Origin of the sequence: Devosia sp. LjRoot16, assembly GCF_964252795.1 — a bacterium.
In the GTDB taxonomy this organism is placed as follows: Bacteria; Pseudomonadota; Alphaproteobacteria; order Rhizobiales; family Devosiaceae; genus Devosia_A.
Genome location: NZ_CAXUPH020000001.1, coordinates 860,992 through 878,169 on the forward strand (window position 1 = coordinate 860,992; position 17,178 = coordinate 878,169).

At 65.4% G+C, this 17,178-nt stretch carries 21 protein-coding genes; 10 read left to right on the forward strand and 11 right to left on the reverse strand.

The features are described 5' to 3' along the window. Positions 1-12: 12 nt before the first annotated feature. Both ACSQ23_RS04030 and ACSQ23_RS04035 read left to right on the forward strand, forming a co-directional pair. Complete coding sequence (locus ACSQ23_RS04030) at positions 13-480, forward strand: PTS sugar transporter subunit IIA (RefSeq protein WP_055872961.1); 468 nt, start codon at positions 13-15, stop codon at positions 478-480. Positions 481-929: 449 nt separating this feature from the next. Continuing rightward, positions 930-1,784: a cycloisomerase gene (locus ACSQ23_RS04035; protein WP_436089792.1), complete on the forward strand. Its 855-nt coding sequence runs from the start codon at positions 930-932 to the stop codon at positions 1,782-1,784. A 42-nt stretch (positions 1,785-1,826) separates the two neighbouring features. Here the strand turns inward: ACSQ23_RS04035 and ACSQ23_RS04040 are convergent, their stop codons facing one another. Both ACSQ23_RS04040 and ACSQ23_RS04045 read right to left on the reverse strand, forming a co-directional pair. After that, positions 1,827-2,099 carry a DUF1150 family protein gene (locus tag ACSQ23_RS04040; RefSeq protein ID WP_055872969.1) on the reverse strand — a complete coding sequence of 91 codons (273 nt, stop codon included), beginning with the start codon at positions 2,097-2,099 and terminating at the stop codon, positions 1,827-1,829. A 15-nt stretch (positions 2,100-2,114) separates the two neighbouring features. Further along, positions 2,115-2,534, reverse strand: a complete 420-nt coding sequence (locus tag ACSQ23_RS04045; RefSeq protein ID WP_055872972.1) for an Hsp20 family protein — start codon at positions 2,532-2,534, stop codon at positions 2,115-2,117. Positions 2,535-2,654: 120 nt separating this feature from the next. Between ACSQ23_RS04045 and ACSQ23_RS04050 the strand changes: the two genes are divergently transcribed. Next, positions 2,655-3,527 (forward strand): glycosyltransferase family 2 protein, encoded by an 873-nt coding sequence (locus ACSQ23_RS04050; protein WP_436089793.1) that lies wholly within the window; start codon positions 2,655-2,657, stop codon positions 3,525-3,527. 121 nt (positions 3,528-3,648) lie between these two features. Here ACSQ23_RS04050 and ACSQ23_RS04055 read toward each other — a convergent pair whose 3' ends face one another. The 8 genes from ACSQ23_RS04055 to ACSQ23_RS04090 all read right to left on the reverse strand — a co-directional run bounded on the left by ACSQ23_RS04055 (position 3,649) and on the right by ACSQ23_RS04090 (position 9,952). After that, entirely contained in the window at positions 3,649-4,515 is an 867-nt protein-coding gene (locus ACSQ23_RS04055; RefSeq protein ID WP_197420984.1) for a glycosyltransferase family 2 protein, read from the reverse strand. A gap of 5 nt (positions 4,516-4,520) precedes the next feature. Next, a complete protein-coding gene (locus ACSQ23_RS04060) occupies positions 4,521-5,732 on the reverse strand; it encodes an FAD-dependent oxidoreductase (RefSeq protein WP_436089794.1) in 1,212 nt (403 codons plus the stop codon). Next, the gene (locus ACSQ23_RS04065) at positions 5,732-6,121 is read right to left on the reverse strand and encodes a sugar 3,4-ketoisomerase (RefSeq protein WP_055872983.1); all 390 of its coding nucleotides are present in this window, start codon (positions 6,119-6,121) and stop codon (positions 5,732-5,734) included. The genes ACSQ23_RS04060 and ACSQ23_RS04065 overlap by 1 nt, the downstream gene beginning before the upstream one ends. A 5-nt stretch (positions 6,122-6,126) precedes the next feature. Further along, a complete protein-coding gene (locus tag ACSQ23_RS04070) occupies positions 6,127-7,020 on the reverse strand; it encodes a ribokinase (RefSeq protein ID WP_436089795.1) in 894 nt (297 codons plus the stop codon). After that, positions 7,017-7,535: a DUF1697 domain-containing protein gene (locus tag ACSQ23_RS04075; protein WP_436089796.1), complete on the reverse strand. Its 519-nt coding sequence runs from the start codon at positions 7,533-7,535 to the stop codon at positions 7,017-7,019. The genes ACSQ23_RS04070 and ACSQ23_RS04075 overlap by 4 nt, the downstream gene beginning before the upstream one ends. Next, positions 7,532-8,134, reverse strand: coding sequence for a YdeI/OmpD-associated family protein (locus tag ACSQ23_RS04080; protein WP_436089797.1), 603 nt, complete (start codon positions 8,132-8,134; stop codon positions 7,532-7,534). The genes ACSQ23_RS04075 and ACSQ23_RS04080 overlap by 4 nt, the downstream gene beginning before the upstream one ends. Then, complete coding sequence (locus ACSQ23_RS04085) at positions 8,134-8,961, reverse strand: arylamine N-acetyltransferase family protein (RefSeq protein WP_436089798.1); 828 nt, start codon at positions 8,959-8,961, stop codon at positions 8,134-8,136. Before ACSQ23_RS04085 ends, ACSQ23_RS04080 begins: the two co-directional genes overlap by 1 nt. A 331-nt stretch (positions 8,962-9,292) precedes the next feature. Continuing rightward, positions 9,293-9,952, reverse strand: coding sequence for a L,D-transpeptidase (locus ACSQ23_RS04090; protein ID WP_082533349.1), 660 nt, complete (start codon positions 9,950-9,952; stop codon positions 9,293-9,295). Between the two features lie 222 nt (positions 9,953-10,174). On the opposite strand from ACSQ23_RS04090, the gene ACSQ23_RS04095 reads away from it, so the two are divergent. Genes ACSQ23_RS04095 through ACSQ23_RS04115 form a run of 5 tightly spaced genes read left to right on the forward strand, consistent with a single transcriptional unit; the run spans position 10,175 to position 13,989 of the window. After that, a complete protein-coding gene (locus tag ACSQ23_RS04095) occupies positions 10,175-10,846 on the forward strand; it encodes an amino acid ABC transporter permease (RefSeq protein WP_055872996.1) in 672 nt (223 codons plus the stop codon). After that, the gene (locus ACSQ23_RS04100; protein ID WP_436089799.1) at positions 10,846-11,517 is read left to right on the forward strand and encodes an amino acid ABC transporter permease; all 672 of its coding nucleotides are present in this window, start codon (positions 10,846-10,848) and stop codon (positions 11,515-11,517) included. Before ACSQ23_RS04095 ends, ACSQ23_RS04100 begins: the two co-directional genes overlap by 1 nt. A 3-nt stretch (positions 11,518-11,520) precedes the next feature. Further along, a complete protein-coding gene (locus ACSQ23_RS04105) occupies positions 11,521-12,255 on the forward strand; it encodes an amino acid ABC transporter ATP-binding protein (RefSeq protein ID WP_436089800.1) in 735 nt (244 codons plus the stop codon). Positions 12,256-12,260: 5 nt separating this feature from the next. Beyond that, positions 12,261-13,178, forward strand: a complete 918-nt coding sequence (locus ACSQ23_RS04110) for an isoaspartyl peptidase/L-asparaginase (protein ID WP_436089801.1) — start codon at positions 12,261-12,263, stop codon at positions 13,176-13,178. A gap of 19 nt (positions 13,179-13,197) precedes the next feature. Then, positions 13,198-13,989 carry a transporter substrate-binding domain-containing protein gene (locus ACSQ23_RS04115; protein WP_055873010.1) on the forward strand — a complete coding sequence of 264 codons (792 nt, stop codon included), beginning with the start codon at positions 13,198-13,200 and terminating at the stop codon, positions 13,987-13,989. 289 nt (positions 13,990-14,278) lie between these two features. Here the strand turns inward: ACSQ23_RS04115 and ACSQ23_RS04120 are convergent, their stop codons facing one another. Continuing rightward, positions 14,279-15,280: a LacI family DNA-binding transcriptional regulator gene (locus ACSQ23_RS04120; protein WP_055873013.1), complete on the reverse strand. Its 1,002-nt coding sequence runs from the start codon at positions 15,278-15,280 to the stop codon at positions 14,279-14,281. An 86-nt stretch (positions 15,281-15,366) separates the two neighbouring features. On the opposite strand from ACSQ23_RS04120, the gene ACSQ23_RS04125 reads away from it, so the two are divergent. Then, positions 15,367-16,281, forward strand: a complete 915-nt coding sequence (locus ACSQ23_RS04125; RefSeq protein WP_436090562.1) for an ROK family protein — start codon at positions 15,367-15,369, stop codon at positions 16,279-16,281. Further along, a complete protein-coding gene (locus ACSQ23_RS04130) occupies positions 16,278-17,000 on the forward strand; it encodes a copper homeostasis protein CutC (protein WP_436089802.1) in 723 nt (240 codons plus the stop codon). Before ACSQ23_RS04125 ends, ACSQ23_RS04130 begins: the two co-directional genes overlap by 4 nt. The last annotated feature ends 178 nt before the right edge of the window (positions 17,001-17,178 follow it).

Genomic DNA, 17,178 nt, shown 5'->3' on the forward strand with positions numbered 1-17,178 from the left:
GGGAACTTCTTGATGGAATTGGCTGACATCCTCTCGGAGGAGTCCGTGATTGTTTGCTCTGAGATCAAGACCAAGCTGGACGTGCTGCACAGGCTCTCCGAGCGGGCCGCAGAGATCACCGGGCAGGACGCAGCGACCATCTTCGAAGCGGTGAACGATCGCGAACAGCTGGGCTCGACCGGGCTCGGCAATGGCATCGCCATTCCGCACGGCAAGTTTGCCGGGCTGGGGTCGGTGACGGCCCTGTTCGCCAAGCTGGAACAGCCGGTGGAGTTCGAGTCGGTCGACGACCAGCCGGTCGACCTCGTCATGCTGCTGCTCGCGCCGATGGGCGCGGGCGCCGACCATCTCAAGGCACTGGCTCGGGTGGCGCGGATCCTGCGCACCGATTCAGTCGTCGCGCGGCTGCGTCGCGCCGATGATGCCGGCGAACTCTACGGCATCCTGACCCAGCCGCTAGAAGCTACGCGGGCGGCCTGAGTCCGGAGGGCTCCCCGCGACCCCCTCCCCCTTGAGGCAGGCGATCGCATATGGCCGAACCATTGTGCCCTCCAGGCCCCCTCTCTTGCAAAATCTAAGGCTTAGCCAAACGGCTAAACCTAAGATTTTGCTTTCTCCCCCGCCAAGGGGGAGATGATCAGTGCCTTCCACTTGCTCCTGAGTATCCGTCTGGACTCTCCCCCTTGGCGGGGGAGAAAGCGAAAACTTGGGCTTAGCGCAGCTAAGTCCTTAGTTTTCGCCAGAGAGGGGGGCGTGGGGAGCTGCCGGGTTTTGCAGCATCCCTCATCCGGCGCTTCCCATATGCGATTGCCCTGCCCACAAGGGGTAGGGAAGCCCGCCCCGTCACACCAGCTTCACCGAGCACGCCTAGCGTCTTCCGCGGTCGCGCCGCCTTAAGTGCGCCACCCCAGGCCGTTCAGGAGAATGTGATGTTTGCCAGATTGTCGCTGGCGGCAACGCTTGTTGTCGCCGTCAATTGTGTTGCCCCTGTCGTTGTTACGCTCAGCCTCGCCGCCGAGCCGGTGGCGATGACCTCGAGCGTGCTCGACAGCGTCGAGATTCCCGAGATCAACCAGGCGATCGGCGTCGACGCCGAGCATTTCTACGCCATCGACAACACCTCGATCGCCAAATACGCCAAGGACAGCAAGCAGCTGGTGCTCAGCCGCGACTACGAGGATATCGGCGCCATCCATTTCGACAGCGCCACGGTGGTCGACGGCAAGATCTATGTCGCCCATTCCAACTACCCGGTATGGCCGATGACCTCGTCGCTGGAGATTTTCGACGCGGCGACGCTCGACCACCTCGAGAGCCACAGCTTCGGCATTCAGATCGGCTCGTTCACCTGGGTGGATCGGGCGGCCGACGGCAGCTGGTGGGGCGGCTTTGCCAACTACAACCGGGTGTTCGACAAGAGCCCCGTCGCCTATGGCAACAAATACAATACGCAGGTGGTGCGCTTCACCCCCGACTGGCAGGTGGCCGCGGCCTATGTGATTCCGGATGCGGTGGTGGAAAAGTTCGACGACATGTCGAACTCGGGCGGCTCGTGGGGCCCGGACGGCAACCTCTATCTCAGCGGTCACGATCCGGCCGAAGCCTACGTGATGCAGCTACCCAAGATCGGTTCGACGCTGAGCTGGATTGGCACCGTACCACTGGCCATTGCCGGCCAGGGCATTGCCTGGGACCGCTCGCAGCCTGACGTGCTCTACGGCTTCGTGCGCAAAACCAAGATGGTGAGCGTCAACAAGATCGACCTTACCAGCCTCGGCGACTGAGGGGTTTGGGCGTGGGCGCAGGCTGCGCTCACGCCTCCCCGTTCAGTGCAGCGTGACGATGCCGAAGGACTTGTCGCTCAGCCATTCCTCGACGGCTTCCTCGCTGTCGCCGACCATCAACGGCGAGCCGTCGGCCGAGACCACGATGTGGAAGTCGGAGTCCTCGTTGAATTCGCTGTCGGGCAGGATCGGACCCATGTCGGCGCCCTTGACGTGCTTGACGTAGACCACTGCATTGCCGCCGAGCGCCATGAACTGGGCCGGGGTCAGGTTCCGCAGGGGATTGTCGATGGGGTGTTCTCTGTTCTCTTGCACTTCATGTTCCCCTTTCTAGGCAGAACGGATCTCGATACGGCGGGCGATCTTTTCGGCTCTCGGACGAACAACTGCGAGCATCAGCATGCCGTTCCGTAACATCGCGTCTTTGACCACCATGCCGTCGGCGAGGAGGAAGTTTCGCTGGAACTGCCGCGCGGCGATGCCGCGATGCAGGTATTGCCGGCTGGCGTCGTCTTTCTGCCGGCCGCGGATCAGCAGCTGGTTATCCTCCACCGTCACCTCGAGGTCGGCCAGGCCGAACCCCGCGACAGCGATGGAAATCAGAAAGGTCTCCGCGCCCTCGTTATCGAGCGAACGCTCGATATTGTAAGGCGGGTAGCCATCGGCGGCTTTGCTCAACCGATCGATGCGTTCCTCGAACGCGTCGAAGCCGAGCAGGAAGGGCGCCGAAAACATGGAGACGCGCGACATCCGTATCGTCCTTGTTCCAAGCAACGGTGTGGAGCGGCCCGAGTTTCAGTGGCGCCGTTCCATGCCCGTGATATGGGTCTGGGACCCTTCCCAATCAAGACCGCCGTCCCGGCGGGGAGCATGACTTTGACCGACAGCACGGTGGCGGTGGTGATCCCCGCCTACAAGGCCGAGAGCCTGATCGAACAGGCGGTTCGCAGCGTCCTCCAGCAGACGCATGCGGACTGGGAAGCCTGGATCGTCACCGATGACGGCGAGGACTACGAAGAGCTGCTCGGCCGCGCCGGTCTCGTCGACGAGCGCTTCCATTTCCTCAGCTCCGGCCGGGTCGGCGCCGGTGCGTCGCGGGCCCGCAACCTGGCGCTCGACCGCATCACCGCCCCCTATGTGGCCATCCTCGATGCCGACGACCGGCTGAGACCGCGGAAGCTCGAGCTGGCCGTCGCGGCGCTGGCCGAGCACCCGATCGTTGCTTCGGCGCTCGAGGTGATGGATGACGGCTACACGCACCTGCGTTTCGTCGGTGACGGCGAGGACCGGGTGCTGACCCCCGGCGCCTACAAGTTCGTCAACCTGTCGATGGACTCGATGATCGTCTGGGACCGCCGGCGCTGCGACGCGCGCTACGATCTCGAACTCACCAACATGACCGACCTGGAGCTGCTGATGCAGCTCTGGCGCACCGCCGGAACCGTCCACCACCTCGGCACGCCACAGCACGACTACGTCAAGCTACCGAGCTCGATGAGCAACGGCATCGGCGTCACCGAGAAGATGATCGCCTCGAAGAAAGCGCTGCTGCAACGACTGGAAACCGGCCACTACCGCTTCGCCGCCCCCGGTGCGGCGGAAGGCCTGATCGCCTTCCTCGGCCTGTCGCTCGCCGCCGAAGCCGCCTACCCGATGGCGCTCGAGGAAAAGCCGGGGCTGCTGTTCGAGGATCACCTCGAACCGATGCTCAGGGCCTACGAACAGCGAGTGAAGCTGGACTAGAGCATTTCACCGTTTCGTTGAATCGATGAAATGCTCCAGGTCTTTGATTTGGTCGCGCTTTCGAGGAGGAAAAGTCTGCATGCCCCGCCTTCGCGGGACAGGCTTTTTTCCTGAAAGCGCTCTAGCGGCCAGTTGGTGCGGTGGCCCGGCGCCACAGCACGCCCAGCCGCGCCAGGTTCAGCCCGATATAGACGGCCAGGACGGCGCGGCGTGGCAGGTCGAGCCGGCTGTTCCACACCTCGCGCATGCCGGCCTGGCGCAGGGCGCGGCGCTGCGCGGGGCTGAAGGCCCAGTTCCGGCTGAGGCTGGTTTTCTGGAAGTATTTCCGGCAGAGCGTTTCGGGCACGCGGACGAAATCGCCGAGCAGCGACAGATGCAGGAGCCAGGTCCAGTCGGCCGAGAACTCACCTTCGGCATTGGGTTTGATCCCACCGGCCCGTGCGAAGGCCCAGGAGCGGAACAGTCCGCGATTGGGCAGCCACCAGTCGGTCACGAGGCCGCCCATCACCAGGCCGCGCGCCAATGGTGTGTGGGCAGCGGCAAGGGCGTCGAACACCTTGATCTCGCCCGACCCATCCGGCTGGAACAGCTGCATATCGGTATAGGCCAGCACCGCGCCGGGGTTGTCGCGCAGCGCCGCGACGAGCTTTTCGACATAGCTCGGCTCGACCGCATCGTCGTGGAAGGCAAAGAACATCAGCTCGCCGGTTGCGTTGGCCATCAGGTCGTTGGCGTTGCGCAGCCAGCCAAGATTTTCGCTGCGCCGCAGGACGCGCACGTTGCCGCGGGTCGCCGCAAAGGCGGTGACGATGTCGAAGGTATTGTCGGTCGAGCAATCCTCGCCGATCAGGATCTCGAGGTTCGGCCAGGTCTGGGCGGCGAGACTATCGAGCGCCCGGGTGACGAAGGCGGCGGAGTTGTAGCAGGGGACCAGCGCGGTCACCTTCGGTTGCCAGGGCGCGACCGGCGGCAAGGATTGGTCCAGCACGGCCGCTAATCTCCCGAAATCTCGGCGGCCAGCTGCTCGGCCATCCACGGTGCAGTCGAGTACTTGCCGGTGTCGACGGAATAGTAGCTGCCTTCGCGCTGCACGCCGAAGCGGTCGCGCCGATGGATGCTCGCCGCGGGGTCGTCGACCGATCCCCCGGCCTGGGCGAAGACGAAACCGCCCCGGACCTTGATGTCCTCGGCCGCCTCGAAAACCGCCTCGGTCCCTCGGAGCAGGGTTCCCAGCCGAGCTCGCACGGCGTCGACGAATCGTTCCGTGGCCGCCGCGTCCAGCGCTTCGGGTCGCTCGAGGGTGATGCCGCTGCCCTGCCTGACCATGCCGACCGGGTACCAGGACATGTAGAAGTCGCGCCCATTGTAGTTTTTGACGTCGCCAAAACCTCCGACGGTGATGAGGGCGCTTCGCAGCGCAACCGGTCGTTTGGTGCGAATGAAGAGGCAATAGCGGAAGCGGTGCGACCATCCCGGCTCAGGCGTGATGCCCGCAGTCAGGTCCACGGCAAGGCGACCTTCCCACAGCGCATTGACCACCACGTCAAACTGCTCCCGCGCCCCATCGTTGGTAGCCACCTGCCATTTCCCATCGACGCCGGCCACGGGCTTTGCCTCGGTGATCGTCGTCTCCAGCCGCAACGTGACGCGGGGTTGGCTGCGCAGCGCCGCGGCCAGGCTCCCGGCGACCCACTGCGTGTTGATCGAGCGTTCGGGAACTTCGTATCCGGCAACCACCTCGTCCGAGGTGCTGATCGCGCCCCATTCGGCCGGCGAGAGCTTCCGGCTCCGTGCCGCCGAGACATCGACCAGGTAGTTCCGCGCTCCCGGGTGCTCGTGCAGCAGGTCGTCGATCCGGCCGAAGGTCCGATCCAGGGTGGCGGCGTCGACGACCGAGTTGCGATGTACGAGGTAGATGTCATCTCTGGAGGTAGTGTGCGGCCTGAGGTCGGCCTCCAGCAGCTTTGACAGCACGCGCCCGAAGCTGAGGCTGCCGGGGAGGATGTGCCGGGCCGTCCTGAGACTGTCATCTGCCCCATACAGATATCCCAGGTGGATCTTACCTTCGTTCCAGCGGCTGGCGCAGGCGACCGGCTCACTCTCCTTGTCGTACACGGTCACGTCGTGGCCACGGCGGGCGAGCAAAAGCGCCAGGCTGGAGCCGAGAATACCAGCCCCGAGTACGGCGATGCGTTTACGAGGCACTAGACGGGGTCCTCGGAGTAGTCGTCGGGATCGTAGGCGGTGTCGCACAGAACCAGCAGGCTCGCGCGCTCGCCCCGATAGGTCTGACTGGCCCAGACCGGCGGCTCGACAAGAACAGCACGGAGCCTGTCATCGAGGGTCAGCCGCTCGACGGTTCCACCATAGCGGAGCTCGACGTCGATGCTGCCGGACAGCCGCACCAACAGCTGTCGGCCCCGGTGATGTCCGTGGCCGCCCCGGAGGGCCCCATCCGGGGCCTCGACGATGAAGCTCCTGACCGCGGCAAAGCGATGCCGGTCGAACGCCAGGGCGGCGAGAGCGCCGCGCTCGTCGGCATGTATGCTGGGGATCAGTTCAACAACCTTGCCCCCAAGCCAGACCCGCTCCATCCCGCCTACTTCAATGCCGCTTCGACATCGCGCAGGTACGGCACCGACGGCTGGGCGCCCGGCTTCAGCACCGCAAGACTGGCGGCCACGGCGGCGCGGCGCATAGCGGCTTCGAGGTCGAGGCCGCGGTCGAGACCGGCCGCCAGGTAGCCGCAGAAGGTATCGCCGGCGCCGACGGTGTCGACCGGATCGACCTTCATTGCCGGAACGGCGAAGCTGCCGGTCGGGGTGGCAGCGCGGGCGCCGTCGGGGCCGAGGGTGACGATCACCGTCTGGTTCTGCGATCTGGCCCAATCGGTCATCGCGGCATCGAGCCGGTCGACGCCGGCGCCGGTCAGCAGTTCAAACTCGGTTTCGTTGGCGATGACGATCGAGGCCTGTTCGGCCACGGCCTTGGTGGTCTTCAGGAACGGCGCGGTGTTGAGGATCGAGACGACGCCCTGGGCCCTAGCCAGCTCGAGCGCCCGCTCGGTGGCGGCCTGCGGAATTTCCTGCTGCAGCATCAGCACCGAGCCGATGCCGAGCCCTTCCAGCGCCGCGTCGGCGTCGGCACGGCCCATGGTGCCGTTGGCGCCGGGAAGGATGGCGATGACGTTCTCGCCGGCCTCGTCGACGAAGATCATGGCGATGCCGGTGGCGCCTTCGACGACGCGCACATGGGTGAGGTCCACACCGTCGGCGCGCAGCAGCTTCAGCGCTTCATCGGCGAAACTGTCGGTGCCGGCCGCAGCGAACATCCGGACCTCGGCGCCGGCGCGACGGGCGGCCAGCGCCTGGTTGGCGCCCTTGCCGCCGGCCGCCATCGAGAACTGGTCCCCGGGCACCGTCTCGCCGGGCTTGGGGATGCGGCTGACGGTGCCGATCAGGTCGAGATTGGTGGAGCCGAGGACAGTGATCAATTGAGGACCTTGGGGATGGTGTTCCAGTTGCGCATGGTCGCGACAGCGCCCTTCTCCAACTGCCGGTCGAACTTGTCCAGCCCCGGACCGTGACGACCGTCGGGCTGGCGGTAGCCGACCAGGTAGATTTCGCGCGCCTCGACCCGCACCACGTCGTAATTTTCGGGGATGCCGGTATAGCTCGCGTCCGCGGGCAACGGCTTGTCGAACAGCATGACGTAGCGGTGGAAGTTCCCCTCCTCCGGGTAGGCCGCGAAGGGTTTTGCCGCCAGCATGGCCTCGATCTCGGGGCCCGAGCGCATCACCGCCTCGGAAAACCAGCCCCAGCGTTTTTCGATCGCCGCTTCCAATTCCGCCTTGGGGTCGTGCCCACACTCGAAGCGCACATTGCCGCTGGCGAGGATGGTCTTGATGCCGGTGTAGCCGAGCTCGACGCAGAGCGCCTGCAGTTCCGCCATCTTCATCTGGCGCTTGCCGACATTGACGGCGCGCAGGAACGCCACCCAGACGGTCACTTCTGCTTGCCCTGCGGATGGATGGTCTCGCCGCGCTTCAGCATCTCGACAAAGCTCTCGATCTTCTTTTTCCGCCCGGCCTCGGTCTTCATGTTGTGGGTGCGGAAAGCAATGGCGAAGCGGTTCTGCTCGCTGAGCTTGCCGAGCATCTCCTTGGCCGCCGGTTCGGCATCGATTGCCGCCTGGAGGTCATCGGGGATCTTCATGTCCTTGCCGGCGCCGTAGGCCTTGTCCCAGCGGCCGTCGGCCTTGGCGGCCTCGACATGCTTCATGCCGTGCTCGGTCATCCGGCCGGATTTGACCAGCCGCGCGACATTGTCGACGTTGATCTTGCTCCAGATGCTTTTCCGGCCGCGACGGGTGTAGCGCTGCAGGAAGCTCTTGTCGTCAAAGCCCTTGCGCACCGCGTCGATCCAGCCCCAACAGAGGATGGCGTCGATCGCCTCTTTGGCGGTGATCGAGGGCAGGCCCGAGCCGACCTTGTGGATCTTGATCCAGACTTCATCCCAGCTGTCGTGGTGCTGGCTGAGCCAATCGTAGAAGGCCTGCTCGTCCTTGAATTCGAGCACCTTGTCGGGGTCGACATAGACTGGCGCCATCAGTCGGACTCGCGTTCGATGATCTTTTGCAGTGCCAGTTCGAGCCGCTCATCATTGGGCAGCTGCAGACCGAAGGTGCCGGTGAGCAGCTCGCGCAGTTCAGTGGTCGAATTGATCAGCCGCCCCTCGCTCGGCGCGCCGACGGTGTGGATGTTGAGCTTGCGATTGAACAAGGCGACGCGCCGGGCCTTCTCGACCTTGGCGACCAGCAGGTTCTGGGTGAAGAACGGCGACGAGTCGGCTTCATCGTTCAGCCTCGCCAGCTCGTCCATGCTGCGTTCGGTGCGCTCGAAGCTGTAAAGCGCGTGCCACGCACCGGCGATCTCGATCTCCACCTGCCAGGTGCCGTCGGCTTCGAGCAGGCGGTAGGTGTCGAGCGGGGTGGCCTGGGGCGCGTCGGCGCGCAGCCGGAGCGGCGCCGTGGCGGTCTGGCCGCCGAAACCGACATCGGCGAGATAGGTGATGCCGGCAACCTCGACGGTCAGCACCAGGTGGCGCAATGGCGGCTCCTCGCCCTCGGCGAGGCCCCAAAGCACGCGGGCGCCGTGCATCTTCACCTCGAAGTCGAGCTCCTCGAGCATCGCCTTGAACAGGAGGTTGTGCTCGAAGCAATAGCCGCCACGACGATCGAACAGCAGTTTCTGCTGCAGGTTGGCGAGGTCGAGCCGGACCGGCGCGCCCATCAGCGGATCGAGGTTCTCATAAGGGATGGCCGCCGGATGCAGCTGATGCAATTGGCTCAGCGTCTCCAGCGAGGGAGCGATCGAGCCGGCAAAGCCGATACGCTCGAACCAGGCATCGATATTGGCCTTTGATGCCACGGACATCCCCACCGCTGATTCCGGGAGGGCCATAATGATGAGCGGAACGGGATTTGTCACCCTGTCCTGGAGCGCCCTGCCCGGACGGGGAGGTGTGGCACTTCAGACGGGCCTGCCCACGGGGTTATCCCCGCGAAAGCACATGGGCGCTAAGTTATGGTCGCGCCCCACCCACCGGCGGTCATCCCTGCGAAAGCAGGGACCCATCTCACCGCCAGCACCAGCTGATAGTTGGGTCCCAGCTTTCGCTGGGATGACACCGAGTTTGGGGGACTTGCACAGCGTCGGTTCGCTTACTCGGTGGCCCAACGCGGCGCGTCGGGAGCAGACCGGTCGATCAGCCGGTGACGATCACCCGGGTGCCGGTGGAGACGCGGCTATAGAGATCGATGATATCCTGGTTGATCAGGCGGATGCAGCCCGACGAAACCGACTGCCCGATGGTGTAGGGCTCGAGCGTGCCGTGCAGGCGGAAATGCGTGTCCTTGCCGTTGCGATAGAGATAGAGGGCGCGCGGGCCGAGCGGGTTCTTGAGCCCTGGCTCGAGGCCGGCGGCCACCGGACCGTAACGCTCGGGCTGGGTCTTGATCATGTTGGCGGTGGGGGTCCAGCGCGGCCACTCGGCCTTGCGGGCGATCACCGCCGAACCGCGGAAGTTGAGCCCCTCCTCACGCCCGACGCCGACGCCGTAGCGCATGGCGCGGCCACCTGGCTGCACCAGGTAGAGGAAGCGCTCGGAGGTGTTGACGACGATGGTGCCCGGCTTCTCGTTGCCGGCATAGTCGACTTCCTGGCGCCAGAACTGCTGCGGGATCTTGCGGATATCGATGCCAGGAACCGGGAACGGCTCGTTGGTCTTCATCGAATAGTAGCTGGCCCACGGCTCGTCGACCTGGATCACGTTGGTTCGCGCGGTGAGGTCGCGCTTGCCGGTGGAGGAACAGGCACTGAGCGCCAGGGCGGCGCCCCCGATCAGGAACAGGCGGCGGGTGGTCAAAACGGGTCTCGCAACAAGAGTGGCAATATCAGGGTGTCTACCAGCAAAAAGCGAGGTCACTTGTCGAGTGCATTGGGGTCACACTTCACATCCAATGCCGATCACGGCGGCGTGTGTGCGGTTCCGCACTGGCCGAACACCTACCGGATTGGTCTGATACCCTGCTTGACATTGCCGAACTGTCACATAAAGTGAAACCGGTTTCACTCGGCGGGAGGGCACGTGCGGCTCGATCTCACCATTCTCATTCCACATCTCGGCTTTCTGGCCGAGGGGGCGCTATTGACGCTCGAAGCCTGCGCCCTGGCGCTGGTGGGCAGCGTCATCCTCGGCATGCTGGTCGCCATCGCGCGCACCTCGTCGAGCAAGTGGATCAGCCGGCTGGCTTTCCTCTATGTCGACCTGTTCCGCAATATCCCGTTCATCGTGCAGCTGTTCTTCTTCTATTACGGCCTGCCCGAAATCGGCATTTACATCGACGCCTTCACCACCGGTGTGGTGGCGCTGTCGATCGCCGGCGGCGCCTATGCGTCGGACGCGATCCGCGCCGGCATCCTCGCCATCGATAACGGCATCCTCGAAGCAGCCGAGGTCAGCGGTCTTTCGAAGCGCGTCACCTTCACCCGCATCGTGCTGCCGATTGCGCTTCGCACTTCAGTGCGGCCGCTCGGCTCGGTGCTGATCAACATGATCCTCACCTCATCGATCCTCTCGACCATCACGCTCAACGAGCTGACCGGGCAGGCGAAGATCGTCGCCTCCGATACCTTCCGGCCGTTCGAAGTCTATGTCGTGCTGCTGGTGGTCTATGCGGCGCTGACCTACCTGGTGTCGCTCGGCATCACCCTGCTGCACCGCCGCCTCAACCGCGACCTCCAGGAACAGGTGAGCTGATGCGTTTCGCCGAGTTCACCCCTTACGACATCGTGCTGCTGCTGCAGGGCCTCGGGGTCACAGTGGGGCTGTTCCTCGTCACCTCGCTGATCGGGCTCCTGGTCGGCGTGCTGTGGGGCATCGTGCGCTTCTACCGCGTGCCGGTACTGATGCAGCTCGTCACCTTCGTTTCGGAGATCCTGAAGAACTCGCCGGTGCTGGTGCAGCTGTTCCTGGTGTTCTTCGGCTTTCCGGCGTTCTTCCACGTCAACGTGACGCCGGTGCAGGCGGCGATCGTGACGCTCTCGGCCAATACCGCGGCCTTTGTCTACGTTATCGCGGTGTCGTCGATCGAATCGATCGGGCGCGACCAGGTCGAGGCGGCGCGGGTGTTCGGGCTCAGCCGCTGGCAGGTGCTGCGCCACGTGATCGCCCCGCAGGCCGCCGCCTTCTCGATCGGACCGCTGACGGCGCTGCTGGTCAACCAGCTGCAGGTCACCTCGCTGATCTCGGTGATCGGCGTGCTCGACCTCGCCAAGATCGGCGCCACGCTCAACCTCAGGACGCTGAAACCGTTCATCGTGTGGACCGCCGTCGGCATCCTCTACTACCTCGCCGCCAAGGCGGTCGCCTCGCTGGGCGCCTGGGCCGAAAAACGTCTGCGGGCGCACAGCGCCTTCCGGGGCCTCTGAAGCATGCTGAAAGTCGAAAACGTCAAGAAGGCCTTTGGCCCGGTCACCGTCCTCGACGGGGTGAACCTCACGGTGAACCCCGGTGAAGTGGTGTCGATCCTGGGCTCCTCAGGCTCGGGCAAATCGACGCTGATCCGCTGCATCAACGGGCTCGAAAAGCTCAATGCCGGCAAGATCACCGTCGACGATTTCGATGTCTCAAAGCCCAAGGAGCTGGCCGAGGCGCGCAAGCGCAGCGGCACGGTGTTCCAGCTGTTCAACCTCTACCCGCACATGACGGCGCTGCAGAACATCACGCTGGCGCCGATCGAAGTGCTGAAGCGGCCCAAGGCGGAGGCCGAGGCCGAGGGCCGGGCGCTGCTCACCCAGGTGGGACTCGGCGATCGCGCCGATGCCTATCCGGCGCAGCTCTCGGGCGGGCAGCGGCAGCGCGTCGGCATCTGCCGGGCATTGGCGATGAAGCCGCGCTACCTCTTGCTCGACGAAGTCACCAGCGCGCTCGACCCCGAGATGACCTCGGAAGTGCTCGAGATCCTCGCCAAGCTCGCCCGGGACGGCACCACCATGGTGTTCGTCACGCACGAAATCGAGTTCGCGCGGCAGATCTCGAACCGCATCGTCTTTCTCGAGAAGGGCGTGCTGCTGGTCGACCTGCCGACCGAAAGGTTCTTCGCCAGCGATGGTGGCCTCGCACAGCCGCGCGTCGCGCAGTTTCTCTCCAAGATGCGGAAAGACTGACCACCATGTTGTTTATCGCCAATGCGGAAGGCTGGCCCGGCATCCCGACGACCGTCGAGATGCTGCGCTCGGGCAGCGACAGCCTGACGGCCATGGTCGCCGGCATTTCGAAAGTCGAAGCCGAAACCAAGGTGCGCAGCGTCGGCCATGGCGGCTGGCCCAATATGCTGGGTGTGATGGAGTGCGATGCCGCGGTGATGGACGGCACGACGCGCGAAGTCGGCAGCGTCGGCGCGGTGCCCGACACCATCCCGGTAGCCCGGCTGGCCCACGAGGTGATGAAGCAGCTGCCGCATGTCATGCTGACCGGCGCGGGCGCTCGCCGCTTCGCCACTGAAACCGGTTTCTCGGTCGACGACGTGCTGCTCGAGGATAGTAAACGGGTCTGGTGGGAGCGGCTCGAACAGGAAATGACGCCGGAGCAGAAGGCGGCCTTCCCGAATACGCCACTGGCGCCGCTGCTCAAGACCATCACCGATCCGGAGCGGGTGCGCGATACCACGGTCTATCTCAGCGCCGACCCGGCGCGTGGCATCCATGCCGCGACCTCGACCTCGGGCTGGGCCTGGAAATATCCGGGCCGGCTCGGCGACAGCCCGATCCCCGGCGCCGGCTTTTATGCCGACAGCCGCTACGGCGCTGCGGCCTGTACCCATACCGGCGAGATGACGATGCGCTGCGCCACCAGCCGCACCATCGTCCTCGCCATGAAGCTCGGTTACTCGCTCAGCGATGCGGTCAAGCTCGCGGTCGACGAGCTCAGCGAACTCACCGACGGGTTCCTTGGCGGGGTGGTGATCCACGCTGTCGACGCCAAGGGCAACCACGAAGTGTTCAATTTCAGGTGCCAGGGCGAGATCCGCTACTGGCTCTGGGACGACTCGATGCCGGAAGCAGAACTCCGCGCAGCGAAGACTATCTGACAAGGAGAGGAACCAACCCATGAAGCGTATTCTGACTGCTATCGCCGCGCTGGCGCTCGTCGCCACCACGGCCGTCCCGGCCTTTGCCGGCATGCTCGACGACATCCGTGGCCGCAATGTCGTGCGCATCGGCGTATCGCTCGGCGGCGAGCCGATCGGCTTCCGCGACGACCAGAACAACCCGGTCGGCTACGACGTCGACGTCGCCAACATGATCGCCACCAAGCTCGGCGTGCCGGTGGAATTCACCGACGTGTCGGGTGACGCCCGCATCTCGATGCTGGTCTCGGGCCAGCTCGATATCGTGGTCGCCAACACCTCGGCGACGCTCGAGCGCGCCAAGTCGGTGAACTTCACCATCCCCTATAACCGCGCGGGCCTGCGCGTCATCGTCCAGGCCGACTCGGGCATCACTTCACTCGAAGGCCTCGCCGGCAAGAAGATCGTGGTCGGCCGCGGCACCACCGGCGAGACCTTCATCAAGACCGCCGTGCCGACCGCCGAGCTGGTTTATGTCGACCAGTTCGCGCCCGATGGCGTGCTGCAGTTGCAGCAGAAGCGCGTCGACGCGGCGATCGAAGACTCGTCGCTGCTCGACTACCTCGCCACCAAGAACCCGAGCCTCGTGACCCTTCCGGGTCTCTACTCGAACGACCCGATCGGCATTGCCGTCGCCAAGGGCGATCCGGAATTCGTGCGCTGGCTCGACATGTTCGTGTCCGACTACATCCAGTCGGGCGCCTACGCAGCGAACTACAAGAAGTGGTGGGGCGAGACCGCCAACCCGCCCGAGCTGATCGCGCTCTGGTAAGAACTGGCCGGGGCGGCGCTGTTCTCCCTTTGCCGCTGCTCCAGCCGAATGCCGGGCCGTCCCCCAAGGCGGCCCGGAACATTTTGTGGGGGTGGTGGTGGCAGCCGCCATCTCCACTACCTTCGCCAGTATTCAAGCGTGGTGGTGGGCAACCGATATTTTCCCACCACCGGTGTCATCCCAGCGAAAGCTGGGACCCAACTCACAGCCCGCGCCAGTGGAAGCTTGGGTCCCAGCTTTCGCTGGGATGACACCGAGTATTAGGCGAGGATGGAGGTCTACTGCGAGCCTAGCTGGTCTTCCGCGGCACAAACCGCGTCGGGATCAGCACGGGAGGCTGGCCGGGGGTGAACGCCGTGGGGTCGGCGAGGAAGCGCACCATCTGTCGCACGTAGTCGGCCTTGTCGTAGCCGATGGACGAGATCGGGTAGGCATCAAAATCGGTCAGCGACAGGTTGTCGAAGCCGTAGAGCCGGAAACGGGTCGGACGGTTGCCGGGGAAATCCTCGCGGCAGACGTCGAGAATGCCCATCGCCATGGCGTCCGAGGTGCAGAACACGGCATCGGGGCAATCGAAGCCGACCACCGCGGGCGCTGCGGCGTGCCCGCTCTGATAGGAATAATCACCCTGGACGGTCTGGACGAGCTCGATGCCATGCTGACTGAAAGCGCTGAGATAGGACGCGATCCGCGCCTGTTCGACCAGCGAGGAGGCACGGCCGGTGACCAGCGCCGCGGTCTTTACCCCGTGCTGCGCCGCATCGGCGACGGCCTGATGGATTCCCATCGCCTCGTCGGGGATCACCGTCGGCGACAGCCGGTCGTGGCGGCCGTTGAGCATTACCACGAGATCAGAGCGGAACATCTTCCGCACCGTCTCGGCATCGGCGAAATCGGAGAACACCAGCGCCGCGTCGACATGGTAGGCGACGCCCTGGCGCAGGAATTCCTCGACCTTGTCGACCGAGCCGACGCGGATCAGGATCACCTGCTTGCCGATCGCCTGGGTCTCGGCCAAGAGCCGATCGAACAGATCGAGGTCCGAGAGGTCGTGGATGTGGTTGACCACCACGGCGATCAGATTGACCGTCTTGGTGGTGAGGCTCTGCGCCAAGAGGTTGACGCGATAGCCGAGCTCGGCCGCCGCCTGCAGCACCCGCTCGCGCTTTTCCGCCGAGACCGGGCGCTTTTCGGACGAGAGCGCGCGCGACGCCACGGCGCGGGACACCCCGGCGAGAGCCGCGACATCGTCGATGGTGGGGGTCGCCTGCTGCCGGGCCTGTTCAACCATTATCCGTCATCGCACCTTCCGCGCGGCCCGAGTCGGCCACGTTCGACGAAGGTAGATGCCTGCTCGTTAGAAAGCACTCAACAGTGATGATTATCTGCTTCGATATTGGCGGCTCCGGGATCAAGGCGGCGCTGGCCAAAAACCCCGCCGAGCTGACGCCGCTGGGCCGGGTGCCGACACCGCTCGACGATTTCGGGGCGTTCGTCGCCGCCATCCGCGATGTGGCGGACTCGGCTGGCGCACCGGTGGGCACGCCGATCGCCATCTCGATCACCGGGGTGGTCGACCCGGCCACCGACATCATCACCTGCGCCAATATCCCCTGCATCGATGGCCGCACGCTCTCGACCGACCTCGCAACGGAGCTCGGCCGGCCGGTATTCGTTGCCAACGATGCCGATTGCTTCGCGCTGGCCGAAGCCATCGAGGGCGCCGGGCGCGGACACCGCATCGTCTTCGGCGCCATCCTCGGCACCGGGGTGGGCGGCGGCATCGTCATCGATGGTCGCGTCGTCAATGGCGCTGGCGGCTTTGCCGGCGAGTGGGGGCACGGTCCCGTGGCCGCCACCTCGGCCGGCAACCCGCCGATCGGTATCCCGCGCATTGCCTGCGGCTGCGGCCAGGTGGGCTGCGTCGACACGATCGGCGCGGCGCGCGGCATGGAGCGGCTGCACAAGCACCTCCACGACATCGACCTGCCGAGCACCGCCATTGTCGAAGCATGGCGGGCCGGCGACGCCAAGGCAGCCCGCACCATCGAGGTGCAGATCGACCTGCTCGCCGGGCCTTTAGCACTGGTGGTCAATGTCATCGGCGCCAGCATTGTCCCGGTGGGCGGCGGGCTCGGCAAGGTGCCGGAGTTCATCGCGCTGCTCGACACCGCGGTGCGGCAGCGCATCCTGCGCCGGCTCAGCGAACCGCTGGTGGTGCCCTCGCGACTCACGCTAGAGCCCGGCCTCGTCGGGGCCGCTATCCTCGGTTTTACGGAGAACGCCGCGTGAGTGCTCGCCTGTTGGAAGTCTGCGTCGCCGACCCGCAAAGCCTCGCTGCCGCCATTGCCGGCGGCGGCGACCGGATCGAACTCTGCTCGGGGCTCGAACTGGGCGGCCTCACCCCGTCGGCCGGCCTGATGCGGCTCGCCGCGACGGCGCCGATTCCGGTTTACGCCATCGTCCGGCCGCGCAGCGGTGATTTCGTCTGCGACGGTGCCGACCTCGACGCCATGCTCGGCGATATCGACGCTATCCGCGCCGCCGGCCTCGCCGGCGTGGTGCTGGGGGCGTCACGGCCGAATGGCGAACTCGATCTCAAGGTGCTGGCGCGCCTGCAGGAGCAGGCCGAGGGGCTCGGCTCGACCCTCCATCGGGCGATCGACCTGGTACCGGATTTCGCCGAGGCGACGGAAGCGGCGATCGCACTGAAGTTCGAGCGCATCCTCACTTCGGGCGGCGTGCATGTGGCGCTCGATGGGGTCGACAACATCGCCACGGCGCTGACCACGGCGCGTGGGCGGATCAAGATCATGGCCGGCTCGGGGCTGACGCCCGCCAATGTCGGCGCGCTGCTCGCTGCAGTGCCGGTCGACGAGGTGCACAGCTCGTGCGCCTCACCCGGCCCGGCCAGCAGCGCCCCGGCGGTGCGGCTCGGCTTTGCGGCGGAGACCCGCCGGCGTACTGACCCGGCAGTGGTGCGGGCGTTCAAGGCGGCGATGGCGGGGTAGGCTTGCAGCTTACCTAGGATCCGGTGCGGGCTGACCCCCACCCCTGTCCCCTCCCCCTAAGAATGGGGAGGGAGACGCTTGCCTCGATATCAATGAGAGGGTCTCCCTCCCCATTCTTAGGGGGAGGGACAGGGGTGGGGGTCCACAGCCACCAGCGGAAGGCTTGAGCGCCTCGGCC

What these genes read in the sequence shown, in the direction of transcription:
- ACSQ23_RS04125 (WP_436090562.1), top strand. Translation starts at nt 15,367, where the DNA reads ATGATTATCTGCTTCGATATTGGCGGCTCCGGGATCAAGGCGGCGCTG.
- ACSQ23_RS04065 (WP_055872983.1), bottom strand. Translation starts at nt 6,121, where the DNA reads ATGGAGCGGGTCTGGCTTGGGGGCAAGGTTGTTGAACTGATCCCCAGC.
- ACSQ23_RS04035 (WP_436089792.1), top strand. Translation starts at nt 930, where the DNA reads ATGTTTGCCAGATTGTCGCTGGCGGCAACGCTTGTTGTCGCCGTCAAT.
- ACSQ23_RS04085 (WP_436089798.1), bottom strand. Translation starts at nt 8,961, where the DNA reads ATGTCCGTGGCATCAAAGGCCAATATCGATGCCTGGTTCGAGCGTATC.
- ACSQ23_RS04050 (WP_436089793.1), top strand. Translation starts at nt 2,655, where the DNA reads ATGACTTTGACCGACAGCACGGTGGCGGTGGTGATCCCCGCCTACAAG.
- ACSQ23_RS04115 (WP_055873010.1), top strand. Translation starts at nt 13,198, where the DNA reads ATGAAGCGTATTCTGACTGCTATCGCCGCGCTGGCGCTCGTCGCCACC.
- ACSQ23_RS04100 (WP_436089799.1), top strand. Translation starts at nt 10,846, where the DNA reads ATGCGTTTCGCCGAGTTCACCCCTTACGACATCGTGCTGCTGCTGCAG.
- ACSQ23_RS04110 (WP_436089801.1), top strand. Translation starts at nt 12,261, where the DNA reads ATGTTGTTTATCGCCAATGCGGAAGGCTGGCCCGGCATCCCGACGACC.
- ACSQ23_RS04120 (WP_055873013.1), bottom strand. Translation starts at nt 15,280, where the DNA reads ATGGTTGAACAGGCCCGGCAGCAGGCGACCCCCACCATCGACGATGTC.
- ACSQ23_RS04030 (WP_055872961.1), top strand. Translation starts at nt 13, where the DNA reads ATGGAATTGGCTGACATCCTCTCGGAGGAGTCCGTGATTGTTTGCTCT.
- ACSQ23_RS04105 (WP_436089800.1), top strand. Translation starts at nt 11,521, where the DNA reads ATGCTGAAAGTCGAAAACGTCAAGAAGGCCTTTGGCCCGGTCACCGTC.
- ACSQ23_RS04080 (WP_436089797.1), bottom strand. Translation starts at nt 8,134, where the DNA reads ATGGCGCCAGTCTATGTCGACCCCGACAAGGTGCTCGAATTCAAGGAC.
- ACSQ23_RS04045 (WP_055872972.1), bottom strand. Translation starts at nt 2,534, where the DNA reads ATGTCGCGCGTCTCCATGTTTTCGGCGCCCTTCCTGCTCGGCTTCGAC.